This is a genomic window from Bacillus sp. FSL R9-9834 (genome assembly GCF_038006905.1).
In the GTDB taxonomy this organism is placed as follows: domain Bacteria; phylum Bacillota; class Bacilli; order Bacillales; family Bacillaceae_G; genus Bacillus_A; species Bacillus_A pacificus.
In genome coordinates, this window is sequence record NZ_JBBOWD010000001.1 from 708,402 (window position 1) to 727,148 (window position 18,747).

General features: G+C 36.3%; 16 protein-coding genes. 5 read left to right on the forward strand and 11 right to left on the reverse strand.

Translation table 11 applies throughout. From position 1 onward, the window contains the following. Nucleotides 1-9 precede the first annotated feature (9 nt). Entirely contained in the window at nucleotides 10-1,395 is a 1,386-nt protein-coding gene (locus MKY00_RS03585; RefSeq protein ID WP_000443132.1) for a peptide MFS transporter, read from the reverse strand. Nucleotides 1,396-1,647: 252 nt separating this feature from the next. On the opposite strand from MKY00_RS03585, the gene brnQ1 reads away from it, so the two are divergent. Then, nucleotides 1,648-2,949: a branched-chain amino acid transport system II carrier protein BrnQ1 gene (gene brnQ1, locus MKY00_RS03590; RefSeq protein WP_016716477.1), complete on the forward strand. Its 1,302-nt coding sequence runs from the start codon at nucleotides 1,648-1,650 to the stop codon at nucleotides 2,947-2,949. 135 nt (nucleotides 2,950-3,084) lie between these two features. Continuing rightward, a complete protein-coding gene (locus MKY00_RS03595) occupies nucleotides 3,085-4,806 on the forward strand; it encodes a DUF2339 domain-containing protein (RefSeq protein WP_016716478.1) in 1,722 nt (573 codons plus the stop codon). Nucleotides 4,807-4,841: 35 nt separating this feature from the next. On the opposite strand, the gene MKY00_RS03600 is transcribed toward MKY00_RS03595, so the two are convergent. Both MKY00_RS03600 and MKY00_RS03605 read right to left on the reverse strand, forming a co-directional pair. Continuing rightward, nucleotides 4,842-6,389: a DNA-binding protein gene (locus MKY00_RS03600; RefSeq protein WP_016716479.1), complete on the reverse strand. Its 1,548-nt coding sequence runs from the start codon at nucleotides 6,387-6,389 to the stop codon at nucleotides 4,842-4,844. Nucleotides 6,390-6,570: 181 nt separating this feature from the next. Next, entirely contained in the window at nucleotides 6,571-7,962 is a 1,392-nt protein-coding gene (locus tag MKY00_RS03605) for an amino acid permease (RefSeq protein ID WP_001164906.1), read from the reverse strand. 280 nt (nucleotides 7,963-8,242) lie between these two features. Between MKY00_RS03605 and MKY00_RS03610 the strand changes: the two genes are divergently transcribed. From MKY00_RS03610 to MKY00_RS03620, 3 genes are all read left to right on the forward strand, one after another. Next, nucleotides 8,243-9,535, forward strand: a complete 1,293-nt coding sequence (locus MKY00_RS03610) for an NCS2 family permease (protein ID WP_016716480.1) — start codon at nucleotides 8,243-8,245, stop codon at nucleotides 9,533-9,535. A gap of 137 nt (nucleotides 9,536-9,672) precedes the next feature. Beyond that, entirely contained in the window at nucleotides 9,673-9,873 is a 201-nt protein-coding gene (locus MKY00_RS03615; RefSeq protein WP_000301182.1) for a helix-turn-helix transcriptional regulator, read from the forward strand. Nucleotides 9,874-9,877: 4 nt separating this feature from the next. Beyond that, nucleotides 9,878-10,306 (forward strand): hypothetical protein, encoded by a 429-nt coding sequence (locus tag MKY00_RS03620; protein ID WP_016716481.1) that lies wholly within the window; start codon nucleotides 9,878-9,880, stop codon nucleotides 10,304-10,306. Nucleotides 10,307-10,345: 39 nt separating this feature from the next. Here the strand turns inward: MKY00_RS03620 and MKY00_RS03625 are convergent, their stop codons facing one another. The 8 genes from MKY00_RS03625 to MKY00_RS03660 form a co-directional block, all read right to left on the reverse strand. Further along, the gene (locus tag MKY00_RS03625) at nucleotides 10,346-10,783 is read right to left on the reverse strand and encodes a GNAT family N-acetyltransferase (protein WP_000633754.1); all 438 of its coding nucleotides are present in this window, start codon (nucleotides 10,781-10,783) and stop codon (nucleotides 10,346-10,348) included. Between the two features lie 14 nt (nucleotides 10,784-10,797). Next, on the reverse strand, nucleotides 10,798-11,055 hold the full coding sequence (locus tag MKY00_RS03630) for a DUF4022 family protein (RefSeq protein WP_050558046.1): 258 nt from the start codon (nucleotides 11,053-11,055) through the stop codon (nucleotides 10,798-10,800). A gap of 53 nt (nucleotides 11,056-11,108) precedes the next feature. Then, nucleotides 11,109-12,938 (reverse strand): monovalent cation:proton antiporter family protein, encoded by a 1,830-nt coding sequence (locus MKY00_RS03635; RefSeq protein ID WP_000399976.1) that lies wholly within the window; start codon nucleotides 12,936-12,938, stop codon nucleotides 11,109-11,111. 221 nt (nucleotides 12,939-13,159) lie between these two features. Continuing rightward, entirely contained in the window at nucleotides 13,160-13,471 is a 312-nt protein-coding gene (gene qoxD / locus MKY00_RS03640) for a cytochrome aa3 quinol oxidase subunit IV (protein ID WP_000531385.1), read from the reverse strand. Further along, nucleotides 13,472-14,074 carry a cytochrome aa3 quinol oxidase subunit III gene (qoxC, locus tag MKY00_RS03645; RefSeq protein WP_000729317.1) on the reverse strand — a complete coding sequence of 201 codons (603 nt, stop codon included), beginning with the start codon at nucleotides 14,072-14,074 and terminating at the stop codon, nucleotides 13,472-13,474. It lies immediately after the preceding gene. Nucleotides 14,075-14,087: 13 nt separating this feature from the next. After that, on the reverse strand, nucleotides 14,088-16,022 hold the full coding sequence (qoxB, locus tag MKY00_RS03650) for a cytochrome aa3 quinol oxidase subunit I (RefSeq protein WP_000762378.1): 1,935 nt from the start codon (nucleotides 16,020-16,022) through the stop codon (nucleotides 14,088-14,090). A gap of 33 nt (nucleotides 16,023-16,055) precedes the next feature. Beyond that, a complete protein-coding gene (locus MKY00_RS03655) occupies nucleotides 16,056-16,931 on the reverse strand; it encodes a cytochrome aa3 quinol oxidase subunit II (protein WP_001176167.1) in 876 nt (291 codons plus the stop codon). Nucleotides 16,932-17,213: 282 nt separating this feature from the next. Next, entirely contained in the window at nucleotides 17,214-18,629 is a 1,416-nt protein-coding gene (locus MKY00_RS03660; protein WP_001076070.1) for an amino acid permease, read from the reverse strand. Nucleotides 18,630-18,747: the final 118 nt, after the last annotated feature.

An 18,747-nucleotide genomic window follows, 5' to 3' on the forward strand; every position in this document is an offset into this window, starting at 1 on the left:
CATCTTTTTTTAATCCATCCATTTCACTAACTTCTTAGAAATTAGTAATAAAACACAACCTAATACAATTGCTACAGCACCAATAACTGTAAATACTTCAGCATATCCAAGTGAAGTTGTGAAGCTTGCAAGTTGTCCACCTAAAATGTTAGCGATTCCTGAGCTTGCTAACCATACTCCCATTAATAAAGAAGCAAGTTTTACTGGGGCAAGTGCACTAACCATTGATAGTCCAACAGGTGATAAGAATAGCTCACCTAACGTATGGAAAAGATACGTAAAGACGATAAATAGTAAGTTTGCTTTTTCTGTAATGTTATGTTCATCACTACCTGTTTTTAATGTAGCAATAACGAGAATGATATAACCGATACCGAGCAAGATCATACCAAGTCCCATTTTAGTTGGGATTTTTAAATCCCCACGCTTGCGAGTTGCAAGTTTTGCCCATAATGCTGAAATGACTGGAGCAAGTAAAATAATAAATAATGGATTGACCGATTGGAACCAAGATGTTGGAATTTCCCATCCGAACACAGAGCGGTCTACAAATTTGTTTGTATATAATGTTAATGAGCTACCAGCTTGTTCAAAGCCAGCCCAGAAGAAGACAACGAAGCATGTTAAAATGACGATAACTGCAGTACGTTGTTTTTCTTTTTTTGTTAACGGTGTATCTCCTACTGATGGTTGTCCATCTGTTGTTTGTAAATCGCGAGTTGGTTTTTTACCAATATCACCAAGGAAGCGATTGGATAGTGTTGTAAATAAAATTTGTCCAATGATCATTCCGATTGAAGCGGCTAAGAATCCGTAACGGAATCCGTAATGTACAACGCCATCAACCGTTGTTTTGAATAAATTTTCTGATAAAAATCCGCAAACGAGTGGAGCTAAAAATGATCCGACGTTAATACCCATATAGAAAATGGTAAATGCACTATCACGTTTTGGATCGTTCTCTTCATATAATTCCCCAACCAGTGTAGAGATGTTCGGTTTGAAGAATCCGTTACCAATAATAATAAGCGCTAATCCGAGGTATAGGCCGACTTGGTTTTGTAAGGCAAATAGTGTAAGGTTACCGATTGCCATTGTTATACCACCAATTGTAATCGCTTTTCGTCTACCTAGAAAACGGTCTGTTAAGTATCCACCAATCATTGGTGTGAAATAACAGGCTCCAGTGTAAAATCCGTAAATAGAGAGTGCCCATGCGGGACTAAACCCAAGACCACCGCTTACTAAAGCTGTCGTTAAATATAATGTTAATAATCCTCGTAATCCATAGTAACTAAATCTTTCCCACATTTCTGTAAAGAAGAGTAAGTATAAACCTGGAGGATGTTTCTTTTTTCTTTGTTGTTCTTTTTCTAGTTGTATCGCTGATTCCATGTTATTTTCCTCCTGACACAAACAAAAACAAAGTTAATAATTTTGTACATTTAATATTTTACCTTATTAACTATTATAAGTCAATAAAGGTTGATTTTTCAGAAGAAATTGGAAAAGGGATATAGCTATAGAATGAGTGTTTCTTTTATGTTAGACTATGGACTATGTTTTCTTTGTAAAGAAGCGGTTTATTGCACTTTTTTATATGTGAAATTGATTTCATAAAAGATGAAATTAAAGAAGGAGAAAGAAATGAAATTGTTACAGAAAAAAGAAATTTTACTTATTAGTCTTATGTTATTCTCGATGTTCTTTGGAGCGGGGAATCTTATATTCCCACCTTTCCTTGGGTATGAAGCAGGAGAACATGTGTGGATTTCATTAGTAGGGTTTATTATATCAGCAACAGGTCTTCCTATATTGGGAGTTATTGCGATTGCGAAAGCAGGAAGTTTTCAAACGCTAGCGGGTAGAGTTCATTCTTCATTCGCCATTATTTTTCCATGTATCGTGTATGTATTTATTGGACCAGGCCTTGGCATTCCGCGTGCAGGAAGTCTCGCTTTTGAGATGGGACCGGGTCAGTTATTCCCGGAAGCAGGTAGCGTAATCTTATTATGTTACACAGTTATTTTCTTTAGTATTGTGTACTGGTTAAGTTTATCCCCGTCTAAATTAATGGGGTTGTTCGGAAAAGTTTTAACACCGTTATTATTAGGTATGATTGCTCTTATCTTTATAAAAAGCATGTTTACATCAGTAGGTAGTGTGAAAGAGGCTGCTGGAAATTATGGACAAGCGCCTATGTTCCAAGGGTTTTTAGATGGATATTTAACGATGGATGCATTAGCAGCTTTAATTTTTGGGATTGTGATTGCAAATGCTCTTCGTGCAAAAGGTATTGAAGATGATAAAGGTTTAGCGAAATATATGAGTATTGCTGGAATTGGTGCAGGACTATTACTATCTATTATTTATGTCATACTTGGATATGTCGGTTCAATGAGTGGGTCATTGGGGATATTTGATAATGGCGCGCAAGTGTTAGCACAAGTGATGACTACATTATTTGGACAAGGCGGAGTCGTTTTATTAGGACTTATTTTTACGATTGCGTGCTTATGTGTTTCAATCGGACTTGTTACATCTTGTAGTCAATTTTTCGCAAGTGCATTTCCAAAAGTAGCGTATAAAGTGTGGGCATTTATCTTAAGTTTTGTTAGTATGATTTTAGCTAATTTAGGATTAACACAAATTTTAAAAGTATCAGTACCAATTCTTGGATTTATTTATCCAGTTGCATTGACGCTTATTATTTTAGGGCTATTCCATAAGTATATTGGAAAGTATGTATGCATATATCCAGTTACAATTGTGATTGTAGCAGTATTTAGTGCGATCGATATTTTCAATAAAAATGTGATGATGAATCAGTGGACATCAGTATTGAAATACATTCCGTTTTATATAGAAGGTGTTGGGTGGATCATTCCAGCTATTATAGGTGCTTGTATTGGTGTTATCGTGAGTAGTGTTTTAAATAAGAAGAAATGAGTAAAAAGGTGTTTTCCGATTTCGGAAAACACCTTTCTTTTTTGGGAAAAATAGTATTGAAAATGAATAGACTAAGAGTATGATAGAAGTAATTGGTAATATATAGGTTTTGAACGGATGATGAGGGGGGAGCGTATGAAGGAGGATTTGAATAAGAAAATAGAAGCACTCGAAACGGCAATTGAAACGATTCAAGAAGCACTTTTTGAATTGAAAGCAAAACAAAGAGAAATAGAAGTAGAAAATGCTCAGCAACATGTTAGTAAGGAAAAGAAAGAATATATTGAAACGGTGATGGAGGAAAAACAAAAAGTAGAAGTAGCTACAATAAAAGAGCCTGTGCAAGAACGTGAGGTAAAACAAGTGGATATATCTGCTTTTAAGCCGGAACCATTTAATATTATTAAGTTTTGCCAAACGTGGTTACCACGCATATTTGTCGGTATTATGTTGCTTGGAGTAATTTGGTTATTTAAAGCAGGGGTAGATGCGGGATTATTAACACCAGCAATACGAATTGTGTTTGGTATTTTCCTATCAATCGGTTTTTATTATATAGGGGATATTCAAATTAAACGCGAGCGGCAAGCGTTAGGGTTAGTACTAGCAGGAGGAAGTATTACGGGTATAGTTTTAACGACATTTGCGGCACATTATTTATATGGATTTATTCCGGCGAGTGTCGCGTTTCTATGTAATATCGCATGGGTCATTTTAGGTATTTATATAGCGAAGAGATATCAATCGGAATATCTTACTATATTCGTAGCGGTAGGAGCTTTCTTCGTGCCGTTCTTATTAAATAGTACAACTCCTAATCCGTATATTTTCTTTGGATATGAGATGATACTAACGCTCAGCTTATTATGGTATGCGTTGAAAAATCGTTATCAGTATTTATATATGATTTCTTATGTTGTTGCTGCTATTGTTCTTTTTGTCTTCTTTGCTGTTATGTCAATGTTAGTAGAGGATTTGCAAGTCCAGTTAACAGTAGTTTATGGTTTAATTCACTTACTATTATTTTGGCATATGTTTACGGAGAGAAGTTTTATAGTAGAGCCACGCTTGGCGATATTTAGTGCGAATGCAGTCTTCTTTATATTAGCCATTTCAAAAATACCTGAATTTACAACATGGGGATTAATGATAAGTGCACTCGTGCACGCTATTATGTTTGTGTTTGAATATAGGAAGAATAGACATTCTACATTTACAAATCTTTTATTTGGTTTCGCAATGGGAGCATTTAGTTTAGCGATTTTATATGAGTATAGTTTAGTGAATGCAGCGATTGTACTATTATTACAAGGTTTCCTTGGTATGTTTACTTCTATTAAAGGAAAACAACAGATAAAATTGTATGTTAGTGCGACGGTTTACGCAATTGGAATGATACAGACTATTTTTAGCCCGTTTGATCAATTTATTTCGGCAGGCTTTGTTGCTCATCTTATTTTAATAGGAACGTTCTATTATTGCATGAGACAAGCAAAAGAAGTATTAGCAAGCTTTGGCAAGTATGTGTATTCTATAGCACTCTATTGGTTTATGGTGATTGTATTTATTACAATTACTAGAATCGGTGAAGTTTTGTCCACAGATGGAAGCATAATAAGCATATCTGTATCGTTATTATGGATGGTATATGCATTATTTGCAGTTTGGTTTGGACGGAATAAAAATATGAATGAAATATTGTATGCAGGCTTAGTCGTGTTAGTCGTAACGATAGGAAAGCTATTTCTTCTAGACTTACCAGAAGTTTCAATGATGATTAGGGCAGTGTTATTTTTAATAGTAGGTAGTATAGGTATCGTTATTTCAAGAATGTTTTTCTCAAAAGAAGAGAAGTGAGAAGAAGGCAATCCATATCTGGATTGCCTTTTTCATTATTTCTTATTAATCGTTACAGCTTCATTATATTTCGCTGTTGTATTTTGGCGTAAACGAAGTGTTGCTTGTCCAGTCGTATTTGGATCGATTTGTACGTTCACAATTTTTTCAGCAGAACCTAAGCTGTTTGTTGTGAAAGAAAATGCACTACTATATCCGAAAGTAGATGGCCAAGTGCCGTTTGTATTTTGAACTTTTGCTACTTGTGTACCACCAGTAGTGAATATACCTAAAGAGTAATTAGTGTATGTTGTATTTGGTAATAAGTTATTTACTTGAATTTTGATTTGGAACACTTCATTGTTTGGTAGAGTGCTAGGGTGTGTAACTACGTAGTCATTTGCTGTTACTGCACCGTTATAGCCATATGAACCAGGTTTAAAAGTATTTGTATTAAACCATTGATAACCTGCATTTGGCGCACTCCAAGGTTCAGGTTGTGGCTCAGTTGATAAGCTTGGTTGTTCAAATGTTTGTAAAGTGGTAGGTAAATCAAGTTGTAAACCATTTACTTGATCTAAACTTGTAAATGTTTCTTTATTCGATAGCCAATTTACGATATTTTCTAGTAAGATAGCATCGTTTTCTTCTTTATATCCATCGTAAGTTTTCTTTGTTTGACCAGAGTCTTCACGAACGTATTTTGGCGTAGCATCTTCAACAGGAGAAGAGTCTCCAATAAAGGCAGCTTTTCCAAGTCCTACTTTTGCGATCGCAGCATAAGGACCTTCTGCAACACCACCGCCGTTATATACACCGCTATCGACAGCGTTATTCCATTTTGACGGATTCTCTGGAAGATAAACAAGTCCTTTTGCTAGTTTTGGATTTGTAATTGCTAAAGTAGAACCAGCATGCATTGCTACAGATGAAACCCCTTCTGTAATTCCGAATGATTGTTCAGGTGATACAATATTTTTAGCGGAAACATCACCGATTGCATTATAGCGGAAGCGAATACCGAAGTTGTCAGATAGCCAATCAGAGCTTTCTACTCCTTGCATAGCTTGTGAATTGGCTTCTTCGTTAGACATTCCTTTTGCTGGATTATCCCAAGCACCGCGTCTATATCCGTTAAATACTTCAGAAGAGTCCCAACGATTTTTATTACGATCTGCATTATAATGATCGGCAATGAAGAAGATACTACCGCCATTTTTCACGTATTGTAACATAGCATCTTGTTCAGATTTTTTGTAAGGAATATTTGCTTCTGGAACGATAAACACATTGTAGTCTTTTAAATCTTCGTATGTAATCGGTGTTGATTTACGTAGTTCTTTTACATGATAGCCGTTTTGGGCAATGCCGTTTCCGAAATCAGAAAAGCCACCATCAATAACCCAGTCAGCAGTCCCGGCAGTTTGACCGTGTGTATTATCGAATAATACTTTTTTCCCATTGTTTTGATTTACAACTTTTGCAGCAATTTCAGGAGCTGGGTCTACAGAGCTTTCTGCATAAGTAGACGGTATGAACGAAGTCCCTATACTTAGTGTAATTGCTGTTGCTAAAGAAAATGTAATCCATTTTTTATTCTTCATAGAAGAATCCCCCTAATAATAAATATATGTGCTTTAATAATGTAATTTATTTTTCTGTAAAAATAAAGACGGAAAACATAAAAAATATTAAAAATTTGTAAAAATACCGTGAAATTTGTTGAGAAATATTTATAGAGATTTAAAAACATCCCTTCCAAGTAATAAGGAAGGGATGTTTTGCTTAACTAATTTTTGAATTAGGTGTTTCATCAATTTTATGAAAACCTTTCATGTAATACACGACAGCTAAACCGATAAGCCAAATTGGTCCAACAATTAATGCAATCCTTGTATCTTCTGAATACGCCATTATACATAATACGAGTGCAAGGAAAGCAAGTGAGAAATATGAACTTAATGGGTATAAAGGCATTTTATACGATAACTTTTGTTTGTTTTGCGTCGGCAAACTTTTACGGAACTTAATTTGAGCGACTAATATAATACCCCAAGTCCAAATTGCCCCGAAAGTTGAAATACTAGTGAGCCATGTAAATACTTTTGCGGGCACAAGATAGTTTAATATAACACCAACGAGTAAAACGATTGCTGTTGCTACAATTCCTTGACTTGGAATGCCATTTTTATTTAAACGACCGAATCTTTCAGGAGCTTTTTTCTGCTGAGCTAATGTATACAGCATACGGCCTGTACTAAATAAACCACCATTACAAGAAGAAAGAGCTGCTGTTAATACGACAAAGTTAATAATTCCTGCTGCTTTTGCGATACCGATTTGCTGGAATGTTAATACAAATGGACTTCCTTTCTCACCAAGTTCGTTCCATGGATAAATTGCCATCATAACGAATAGAGCCCCAACGTAGAACAGTAATATTCTCCAAAATACGTTATCGATTGCTTTTGCGAGTGTTTTTTTCGGGTTTTGCGCTTCACCCGCTGTAACGCCGATTAATTCAACGCCTAAATAAGCGAATAGCACCATTTGCATGGAGAGGAGTAACCCAGAAAAACCATTTGGGAACCAGCCACCATGTGACCAAAGGTTTGAAATGCCAGTAGCGATACCACCGTTTCCGAAGCCAAATAAAATAATACCAGCCCCAACTACTATCATACAGATAATTGTGACAATTTTAATGAGAGCAAACCAAAATTCAAGTTCTCCAAATACTTTTACAGATAAAAAGTTGAAAGCACTCATTAATAATAGAGCGAGTAAAGCCCAAGTCCAGCGCGGAATATCTGGGAACCAGTACTGCATGTAAATGCCAGCAGCCGTAATTTCAGCCATGCAAGTAACAACCCATAAGAACCAGTAGTTCCAACCAGTAATATAGCCAGCTAGTGGTCCAAGATAATCATATGCATATTTACTAAAAGAGCCAGCAACAGGTTGTTCAATTGCCATTTCTCCGAGTGCTCGCATAATGAAAAAAATAACGAGTCCAGCAATCATATAGCCTAGTAAAATAGAAGGGCCAGCTAGTTTAATAGCAGAAGCAGATCCTAAAAATAGTCCAACGCCAATAGCTGAACCGAGTGACATTAAAGTAATATGTCGTTCTTTTAAACCGCGGTTTAAAGTTCCAGATTTGTTTGTGTGCTGCATAAGAAGAATCCCCCTTGTAGAGTGAACGATATTTGAATGCGTTTACTAAATATTTAACTATTTCAAATTATAAAACATTTCTATCTGTTATGCTACAAAAATAATCATTATTAACTGTACTATATCTGTGCTTGTCAGACTTAAATTTAAAATTCGAACTATTAGCGAATATATTGACTCTTCTTTTTATTGATTGTTAAGATTAAGTATTATATTTTCTCACATACTAGTAAGAAAAGAATGTGTGATAATAATTCAGATGTAGGAAGGGTACATAACCATGTTTCAATTACAAAAATATAACACTTCTGTGAAGCAAGAGCTTTTAGCTGGCATCACAACTTTTTTTACATTTGCGTATATTCTTGTCATCAATCCGAAAATATTATCTGATGCAGGTGTACCATTTGATCAAGCTTTTACGGCAACGATTATTGCGACTGTTGTAGGGACGCTATGTATGGCGTTTTTAGCTAACTATCCAATTGTTATTGCTCCAGCTATGGGAATGAATGCGTATTTTGCTTATTCTGTTGTTCAACAGGCAGAGGGGATTACATATGTCATTGCGTTTTCAGCAGTATTTGTAACAGGTATCATTTTTCTTTTATTATCTTTCACTTCATTTAGGCAAAAGCTTATTGTCGCAATTCCTGATAGTTTAAAACATGCAATTGCAGGTGGAATTGGGTTATTTATTGCTTTTATTGGATTACGTCTATCTGGAATTATCGTTGATCATCCATCTAACTTAGTTACGATTGGTGATTTCCATTCTCCAGCCGTTATTTTAACTTTAATTGGTTTGATTTTAGCGGCGGTATTAATGACATTGCGTGTGAGCGGTGCATTATTTATTAGTATGATTGTGACAGGAATTATCGCCTTCTTTACAGGACAGCTGAAGTTTACGGATAAAATTGTTGCGATGCCTCATTTACCAGAGGGGATTATCGTTTCAAATCCAATCAACGCCTTTTCAGATGTAATTGAATACGGATTATATGGCGTTGTATTTTCATTTTTACTTGTACTGTTATTTGATACAACAGGAGCATTACTCGGTTTAATTAAACAAGCAGGTTTAATTACAGATAATACAGAGAAACGTTTTGGTAAAGCATTTATTGCGGATGCAATTGGCGGTACTACAGGCTCTATCTTTGGGACAAGCCCAACAGCAGCGACGATTGAATCGTCAGCTGGTATTGCTGCAGGTGGTAAAACGGGATTAACAGGTATTGTAGTAGTCGGCCTAACGATTATAACGGCATTCTTCAGCCCTGTTATTGCTTCTTTATCAAGCGTAGCCGCTATTACAGCTCCTTCATTAATTATTGTAGGTAGTTTAATGGCGCAAAGTCTTCGTGATATTAATTGGAATGAATTTGATGATGCGTTACCAGCATTTTTAATTTTCGTTGGTATTCCGTTAACGTCTAGTATTGCGAATGGAATTGCAATTGGATTTCTAGTGTATCCAGTCTTAAAAATTGTGAAGGGGAAAGGGATGGAAGTACATCCGCTACTCTACTTATTTACAATTTTATTTGGATGTCATTTATTCTTATAATATAGATATAGGAGAGGGGACTTCTTATGAGAGGCCCCTTTTTTGTGTATAATAAAGTGAAACTATAATCAGTCACGCAAAATATAAATTACTTAATGGAATATATATGTTACAATACAGATGGAGGGGGAACATGAATGGCTGTAAGTAAAATAAAAGTCGCGCGTGTTCAGTTAGATTTAACGCAGCAACAATTAGCAGAAAAAGTAGGCGTTACAAGGCAAACGATTAGTTTAATTGAGAAGGGGAAATACAACCCATCTTTAGATTTATGTTTGAAAATTTGTTATGCAGTAGATAAAACTTTGAATGATTTATTTTGGGAGGAAAAGGAGTGAGGGGATGAGGATCGTGAAAGATGAACGCTTAATGATTGAGGGGCTAAAACATATTAGACTCGTTTTCATCTTACAAAATATTATCATACTAGGTATTGTTTTTTATCGCTACGTTTTGCAAGGTGCAGGATATGAAAGTGTTTCGGATTTATTAATGGTATTTATGTGCGGGATCATAGTTATTAACTTTTTAAACTTGAAAAATTCAGTGGAAGTGTATGAGCATACGGGCGGAGTATCACGCAGTTATCTTATGAAGCTATTATTCATTCCTGTAGGTATTGTTATTGGTATTTTAGCTATTTGTATCGTTGTAACATCAGATATTTCAATAAAAGAAATTAGTATGACAGGACTTATTATGTTAGCCTGTTTTTTAGTTCCTAGTCTGTTTATATACATATATATGAAAAAGATAAAAAGTGAAGATTGAAATATAAGAAAAGCTTTCCCGTATTGCGGAAAGCTTTTCTTATATTCTTTTATATAGTACTTTATGAAGACCAATTGGTTCAATTTCAAAGATTTCACCATGTTCTTGGAAGCCTAAGCGCTTGTAATAGTCAGACACAGTAATTCGGCCATTACACCATAATATATTTGCTTGACGCTCTTGTAAGATTTGTTCTGCTTTCTGAATTAAGGAGCTTCCAGCGTGGTTGTTTCGAAATTCAGGTAATGTGGCCATTCCTCGTAGACGATAATGAATACCTGTAGGTAGGTCAGGATATATTTCTTTTGAGAAGGAAGCGATACTAATTAGTTTATCATTTATAAATGCCCCTAGGTGAAAGCTGTCTGTTTCATAGTCGGAAGGATATTTACAATCTGCTAATGTTTGACTCGGGCGCAAAATTTTTTGACGTAATACGTAAGTTTCAGATCCGTCAATATTTTTCACGGTAATCATATTAACATCCTTTCTTATAACGCTTTTTCTGTTAATTGTATAAAGAAATAGGCAGGTGCGGCGAAAAGTCCGAGTATGCTAGCGGTTCCGAGAAGGAGTGAAAGAAAGAGGCAAGAGTACTTTATTCCATTCGACTTTTTCCATCCGTAACTACAAATTTCAATGCTAACACCGATGAGAATAATGGCACCTAGTATTTCGGCTAATAATAAAAGAGCTAAAGTTACAATAGACATAATGTGATCCATCCTCATAATATGTGATAGTAACATTTTACCATATGAAATGGAAAAAAATGCCCCTCAATTATGTGAGGGGCATTTTTTTATTCTAATATGTTTTTTAGTGTATCGATATGTTCTTTTGAGCCTGTTACAAGTAATGTATCACCGTGTTGTAGTCTTGTATCACCATGTGGGATTAATGCTTTATTTCCACGATAAATTTGAATGACTAGTACATCACCTAAAAATGGAAGGCGACGAAGTGCAACACCGTTATATTTATTGCTACGTAGTTCAACCTCACGGACTGTTTCGTTTGCTGTTGTAATTAAGCGAACGAGACTCGGTTTATCAATTAGCGCACGTAATAGAATACGTGTAGAGTTAATTGTTGAGAAGACAGCGATATGTTCTTGTGTTGCTTTTTCTTGTAGAAGTGGATCTTCTACACTTGCAATAACATGTTCAACACCTAGTTCTTTTGCGTGTTCTGCTAATAATAAGTTTTGCTCATCATCACTTGTTGCAACAACAACTCGGTCTGCATGAAAGGCTGTTTGTTCAGTTAACGATGCAATTGTGATGTCATCTAATTTCACGATAGGGAAGTCATGTGATTTCGCTTCCTGATCATTTATTTTGTTTTGACGCATCATATATAGTGTTACGTCATAATCTTCTCGTTTTAAATCAAGTGATAACGGAAGGGTAATTCTGCTCGCACCAATAATAGAAACTTTTGGTTTTGGTGTTTCCACTTTTGGGAACATCTTTTTAAATAATATAGGCGCAAAAATACAAGTAATAACTGCGCTTAAAATAAGGGAAGCAGATAAACTTGGACTGATGATCCCTAACTTTTCACCAATTTGTGCAGCTGCAATAACTAAAGAAAGTGTCGATGTTAATAAGATGGCACTCCCCAGTACGATATTACGTGGATACCATTTTCGTAAAACGAGGGATGGTAACAGTTTTGAGATAAAGAGTCCTACAATTAGAATTGGAATCATGAGCATACTAGAAGGCTCTTTAAAAATAGACCAAACCTCTAAATTTACACCAACCATTACGAAGAAAATAGGAATGAAGAAACCGTATCCGATAGAATCCAGTTTTTCAACCATATCTTCATTTGGTGATAATAATGATACGAGTACACCTGCTAAGAAGGCACCTAAAATATTTTCAGCTCCAACGGATTCAGATAACCCAACTAATATTAAGATGAGTGCAAAAACAGCTCGTGTATCAATTTGTACACTTCCAGCTTTTAAGCTATCCAAGTATGGAATGTTTTTAAAACGTTTTGCAACGAAGTAAATAACAATACCAGCGCCGAATAGAAGAAGAAGGAGCCACATGCTTTGGCCGCTCTCGGAATTTAATCCGACGAATACAGCGAGTAAAATCATTGTAACTAAATCCGCAATAACAGCGACTAATAAAATGATTTGCCCAATTGCTGTTTTTCCTAAGTTATTCTCTTTTAATGTTGGTACGACAACACCTAAAGAGATTGTTGAAATGATTAAAGTCATAAACATTGCATTATCTACAAATCCTAGCCATACGAATAGTAGTGATAGGGCATAAGATAAGATGAAAATAAAGAAGAAGATAATGCTTGCTGCTTGGAATGTGTTTGGTTCGTTTGTCGTGTTCTTTTTCCCTTTTTGTTTAAAGATAGAAAAATCAATTTCTAAACCGCTTAAAAACATAAGAAAGATAAATCCTAGTGTCGATAAGACTTGAAGCCACATATCTGGCTCAATAATATTAAACCCACTTTTACCTACAAAGATTCCTGCGATGATTTCTGCAACAACGACAGGAAGTGCTTTTAATTTAAAGCGTTGTAACAAAAGGGGAACGAAAAACGCGATTGCAACGACAACCATAAGTGATAGAACAGAAGTGTGATGTTCCATTGCGTTCTCTCCCTTCAAATAAATATAGTACCTATTTAGCCATATAATAGGTAGAAAAGCAACGCATATGGATTCGATTTCATAAAGAAAGAGTTTTCTTAACATTTGTCATAATAAGTATATTTTTCATGATTCTGTTGTTAATTCCGTAATGTGGATGTAATAGGGGAGGGAATAAAAAAAGGACTGCTGAGCAATCTCAGCAGTCCTTTTCATGTACATTACATTGAGAAGAAGATCCATACAGTTAAACCAACTGTTGCAGTTGCAACGAAGAAACTGTAGATCATAGTAAGAATTTGAACTCTTCCTTCTCCTTCTTTTAAATGCATGAACATAATTAATTGTAACAACGCTTGCGCAACAGCCATTATGATAATGGTAGTTAAGATCGTTGATAGTGGCAGGGTTGTGTAAAGTGCCACGTATAAAGCTAGAAACGTTAGTGCAAGCGATAAAATAAATCCGAAAACGTGTGACCAAGGGAATCCGCTATGCGCATGCCCGTTTGCTTGGTTGTTATTTTGACCCATTTACGCCACCATCCCGTTCAAGTAAACTAGTGTGTAAATAAAGACCCAAACTAGATCAAGGAAATGCCAGTATAAGCTGATAATGAATACTTTACGAGCTGTAACCGGTGTTAAACCTCGTTTTAAAATTTGGATAATAACACAAATTGCCCAAATGATACCGCCTGTTACGTGGGCTCCGTGTGTTCCAAGAAGAACGAAGAATCCAGATAGGAAAGCACTTGTTTGAATTGTTGCGCCTTCACCAATATACATAATGAACTCTTCAATTTCGAAGAATAGGAAGCCTGCACCTAAAAGTAATGTAAGGACGAACCATCCAAGCATTGCTTTTTGGTTGTGCTTACGCATTTCGTGAATCACGATACCACATGTGAAACTACTTGTTAAAAGTAGTAATGTTTGAATTAAAAGCGTTTTAAGTTCAAACAGTTGTGCTGGTGTTGGGCCATCTGCCGTACGACCAGCAAGTACTAGATAAGAGGCGAAAAGTGTTGCGAACAGCATAATTTCAGCCCCAAGAAAAATCCAGAATCCTAGGATATTCAATCTGCTTTGTTCGGATTGATATTCCAAGGGTAAGCTTTTATCTAAAGCCGCCATATCATTTCACCTCTCATGCTACATGTTCTGATTTTTTAATTTCATCAACACTAATATAGTAACCTTCATCGTAATCGAATGAACGATAGATTAAGCAAGCTAAAATACCAATGCCGCCGATTGCTGCAAGCCAGAACCAGCTAAATACTAATGCGAAACCTGCAAGACCGAAGAATCCAGACGCAATAATAGGCACGCCAGAGTTACTTGGCATGTGAATTGGTTTAATATCTTCTGCTGCTGGTGTAACTGTTTCTCCGCGTTTCTTCATGTACCAGAAAGCATCAGCTTCTTTGATTTCAGGAAGTTTTGCGAAGTTGTAATGTTGTACAGGAGATTGAGTTGCCCATTCAAGTGTACGGCCATCCCATGGATCTCCAGTTGTGTCACGTTCTCCGTGACGAGCACTCCAAATTACGTTGTAACAAAGAAGTACGAAACCAATACCCATCATTACTGCACCGACAGATGCGATTTGGTTTAGCCATCCCCATCCAAGGCTTTCAGAGTAAGTGTACATACGACGAGTCATACCGTCTAAACCTAAGAAGTACATTGGGAAGAAACAGATGTTGAATCCGCTCATAAAGATCCAGAATGTCCATTTACCTAGGCGTTCATTTAACATATGACCAGTCATTTTTGGATACCAGAATGTGAATCCAGCAAGCATAGCGAATACTGTACCTGCGATTAATACGTAGTGGAAGTGAGCGATTAGGAAGTAGCTGTTATGGTACTGATAATCAGCTGCTGCCATACCAAGCATAACCCCTGTAACCCCACCGACTACGAAGTTTGGAATAAATGCCAATGACCAAAGCATTGGAACTGTAAAACGAATACGTCCTTTATACAGTGTAAACAACCAGTTAAAGATCTTAACCCCGGTTGGAATCGAAATCGCCATTGTCGAAATCGAGAAGAATGAGTTAACCGCTGGACCTGCACCCATCGTGAAGAAGTGGTGAAGCCATACGACGAAACTTAGTAAAGAAATTGCAACCATTGAGTATACCATCGCACTGTAACCGAATAGACGCTTACGTGAGAATGTACTAATGATTTCAGAGAAAATACCGAATGCCGGTAAAATAACGATATATACTTCAGGGTGACCCCATACCCAGAATAGGTTGGCCCATAACATTGGCATACCGCCGCTCGCCATCGTAAAGAAGTGAGCATCGAATAGACGGTCAAATGTCATTAATGCAAGAGCAACTGTTAATACTGGGAAAGCGAAAATAATGATAATTGTTGTAATTAAGATTGACCAAGTAAACATTGGCATTCTCATTAAAGTCATACCAGGTGTACGCATTTTTAAGATAGTAACAAGGAAGTTAATACCTGTCATTAACGTACCGAGACCTGAAATCTGTAATGCAATTGCGTAGTAGTTATTTCCTACACCAGAAGTAAACTCTGTACCTGCCATTGGGAAGTAAGAAGTCCACCCAGCGTCTGGAGAACCACCAATTACGAAAGCGATGTTGAATAACATTGCTCCGACAAAGAATAACCAGAAACTTAAAGCATTTAAGAACGGATATGCAACGTCACGAGCACCAATTTGTAATGGTACTACAAGGTTCATTAATCCCATAACGAATGGCATCGCCATGAAAAGAATCATAACTGTACCGTGTGTTGTGAAGATTCCGTTATAGTGTTCAGCGTTTAAATAAGTTGTTTCTGGGAATGTTAACTGTGCACGGATCATTAAACCGTCCATACCACCACGGAATAACATAATAACCGCAGAGATAATATACATGGCCCCAATTTTTTTATGGTCAACAGTTGTTAACCATTCGTCCCAAAGCCATTTCCATTTTTTATACTTTGTTAGTACGAAAATGATTGCTAATGTCACAAGAACGATAGAAGCGTCTGCACCGTAAATAATCGGGTCACCTGTGACAAAAAATTCATCAAGCTTCACTTTGTTCACTCCAATCTGTTGGAATTATAGCTATTATTTTTTGTTTTTGTAGTAGTTGTAATCACAATATTCAAGTGATTTTGGATCTACATAACTTAAGTGATGGCTAGAGAATGTCATACGACCAACTACACCAGGTTTAACAATTTCGTTGTACTTATCTTCTGTTAGTTTAGGAGCAGTTTGTTGTACTTCTTTAACCCACTTGTCATATTTCTCTTTAGTTTTTGCTTCAACTTCGAACTCCATGTGAGTAAATCCTTCACCAGAGAAGTTCGCGCTACGTCCTAGGTAAGAACCTGGCTTATCAGCTTGTAAATAAAGGTCCATAATCATGCCATCCATTGTGTACTTCATACCACCAAGTTCTGGTACCCAGAAAGCATTCATTGGGCCGACAGAAGTCAGTTTGAATTGAATTGGTACACCAGCTGGGATGTTTAAATAGTTAACGGTTTCAATTTTTTCCTCTGGGTAACTGAATAACCATTTCCAGTTTGCAGATGTAACATAAATCTCCACTGGTTTAATATGTTTGGACTCTTTCGGAACCTCTTCCGAAGCATAAGTTGCTTTTACTGTTGGAATCGATAATGCGATAACGATAATAACAGGAACAAGCGTCCAAATGATTTCTAATAATGTGTTACCGTGTTGTTCAGGTGGCTCATAGTCCATATTCTCTGGTTTTTCACGATAACGAATCAAGATGACTGTAAACAAGATGAATACAATTGCGATAATTAATGACATAAGCAAGAATGACCAAACAATTAAATCATACTGTGCTTTTGCAACAGGTCCTTGCGGATTTAATACTGCGAGTTTTTTATCACAGCCACCGAGGAACAGAAGTAATGATAACGGAAGAAGCGAAGCCAACTTCCAAAACGCTTTCTTTAGTTGCACGATTGAAAATCTCCTTTCTCCTTGGATTGAAACTATGCCAATAAAACAATATAAACCTATTAATTTATAGAAGGCAATAGTTTTTGAGATATTGTTAAAAAATAGACACAAATGCACACTTTTTAAGGTGAATATCATTTGTAACTTGATTACATTGTAAACTATTTTCCAGAGAAAAATGCGATTGTGAAAATTTTAAGATAAATAAAGTTATACCAGGATACCCAAGAAATAGAAAAAAGCTATCTTATGATAAGAAAGATAGCTGAATATTTTGTATATTTAGTTTACTTCTTTTTTTAGACTTATTTGTTGTTCAAATGTGACAATTTTTTTATATTTCACTTGATATAAAATGTAACAAATAACCATAAATGGAATACCGCAATAAAGAGCGATTCTCTGATCTGGAATGAAAGCTAAACTTACAAATGTAATGAAATTGAGTGAGAATGCTACGATTGGAACGAGCGGATAAAGTGGTGTGCGATATTTTAAATCATTGATGTCACCACCGTTTTTCACGAAGTTTCTACGGAAGAAAAACTGTGAAGCCGCAATTGACATCCAAACGACAACGGCAGCCATTGCTGCGATAGATGTTAAAACTAAAAAGACAGTATCTGCTGCAAATATACTTGTTAATAGGGATAGACTTGCAAAGATTAGACTGAAAATCAATGCGTTTAATGGTACGCCTTTTTTCGTTAACTTCGTAAATGCTGGACTTGCCATTCCTTGTTTTGCCATTGCCCAAAGCATACGTGAATTTGCGTATAGACCAGAATTGGCTACGGATAATACAGCTGTAATAATAACAAAGTTCATAATGTCTGCTGCATATGGAATACCAGCTACATCAAATACAAGTACAAATGGACTTTCGACTAGATTAGCCTCTTGCCACGGGAGTAAACCTACAACAACTGATATGGCTAGGACGAAGAAGAATAGCGTTCGCCAAATGGTATTTTTGATTGCTTTTGGAATTGTTTTTTCAGGATTCTCACTTTCTCCTGAAGCGATTCCGATTAATTCTGTTCCTTGGAAAGAATAATTCACTGTAATCATCGTAAGAAGAACAGCCAATGCACCATTCGGAAATAATCCGCCATTTTCAGTGAAATTGTGAAGCATTGGAGCTGGTTTTCCGTTAAAGTCTAGTAGACCGAACATAACTGCACCACCGAGTACGATGAAAATAACGATGGTTGCGACTTTTACACTAGCGAACCAAAATTCTGCTTCTGCATATGCTTTTGCTGATAGAGCGTTTACAAGAAAGAGTGCTGCTGCAAATGTAACACACCAAATCCACGAAGAAACATCTGGAAACCAGCGTTTCATTAAAATACTTACAGTTGTTAACTCTACTCCAACTGTAACAGCCCAATTTAACCAATACATCCAACCGACAACAAAACCAAAACCAGGTGAAATAAATTTGCTTGCATAGCTTTGGAATGAACCTGCTTCTGGCATAGCAACAGATAATTCACCAAGACATAACATCGTTAAATACATAACAAATCCACCGACTAAAAATGCAAGAATAGCACCACCAGGGCCGGCGTTATGGACGATTTGACCAGATCCCATAAATAGGCCAGTTCCGATAACACCACCAAGTGCAATCATAAATAGGTGTCTACTTTTCATTGTACGTTTTAAATCTGTTTGTTCTACTTGTTGATTCATATGCCCCTCACCCCGTTATTTTTTATATGTGTTAACTGGTTTTCATTCTGAGTCTTTAATCATTAGTGGGGGATATGACACATACTCGGTTTATTTACTATGAAATGAATGGAGTATG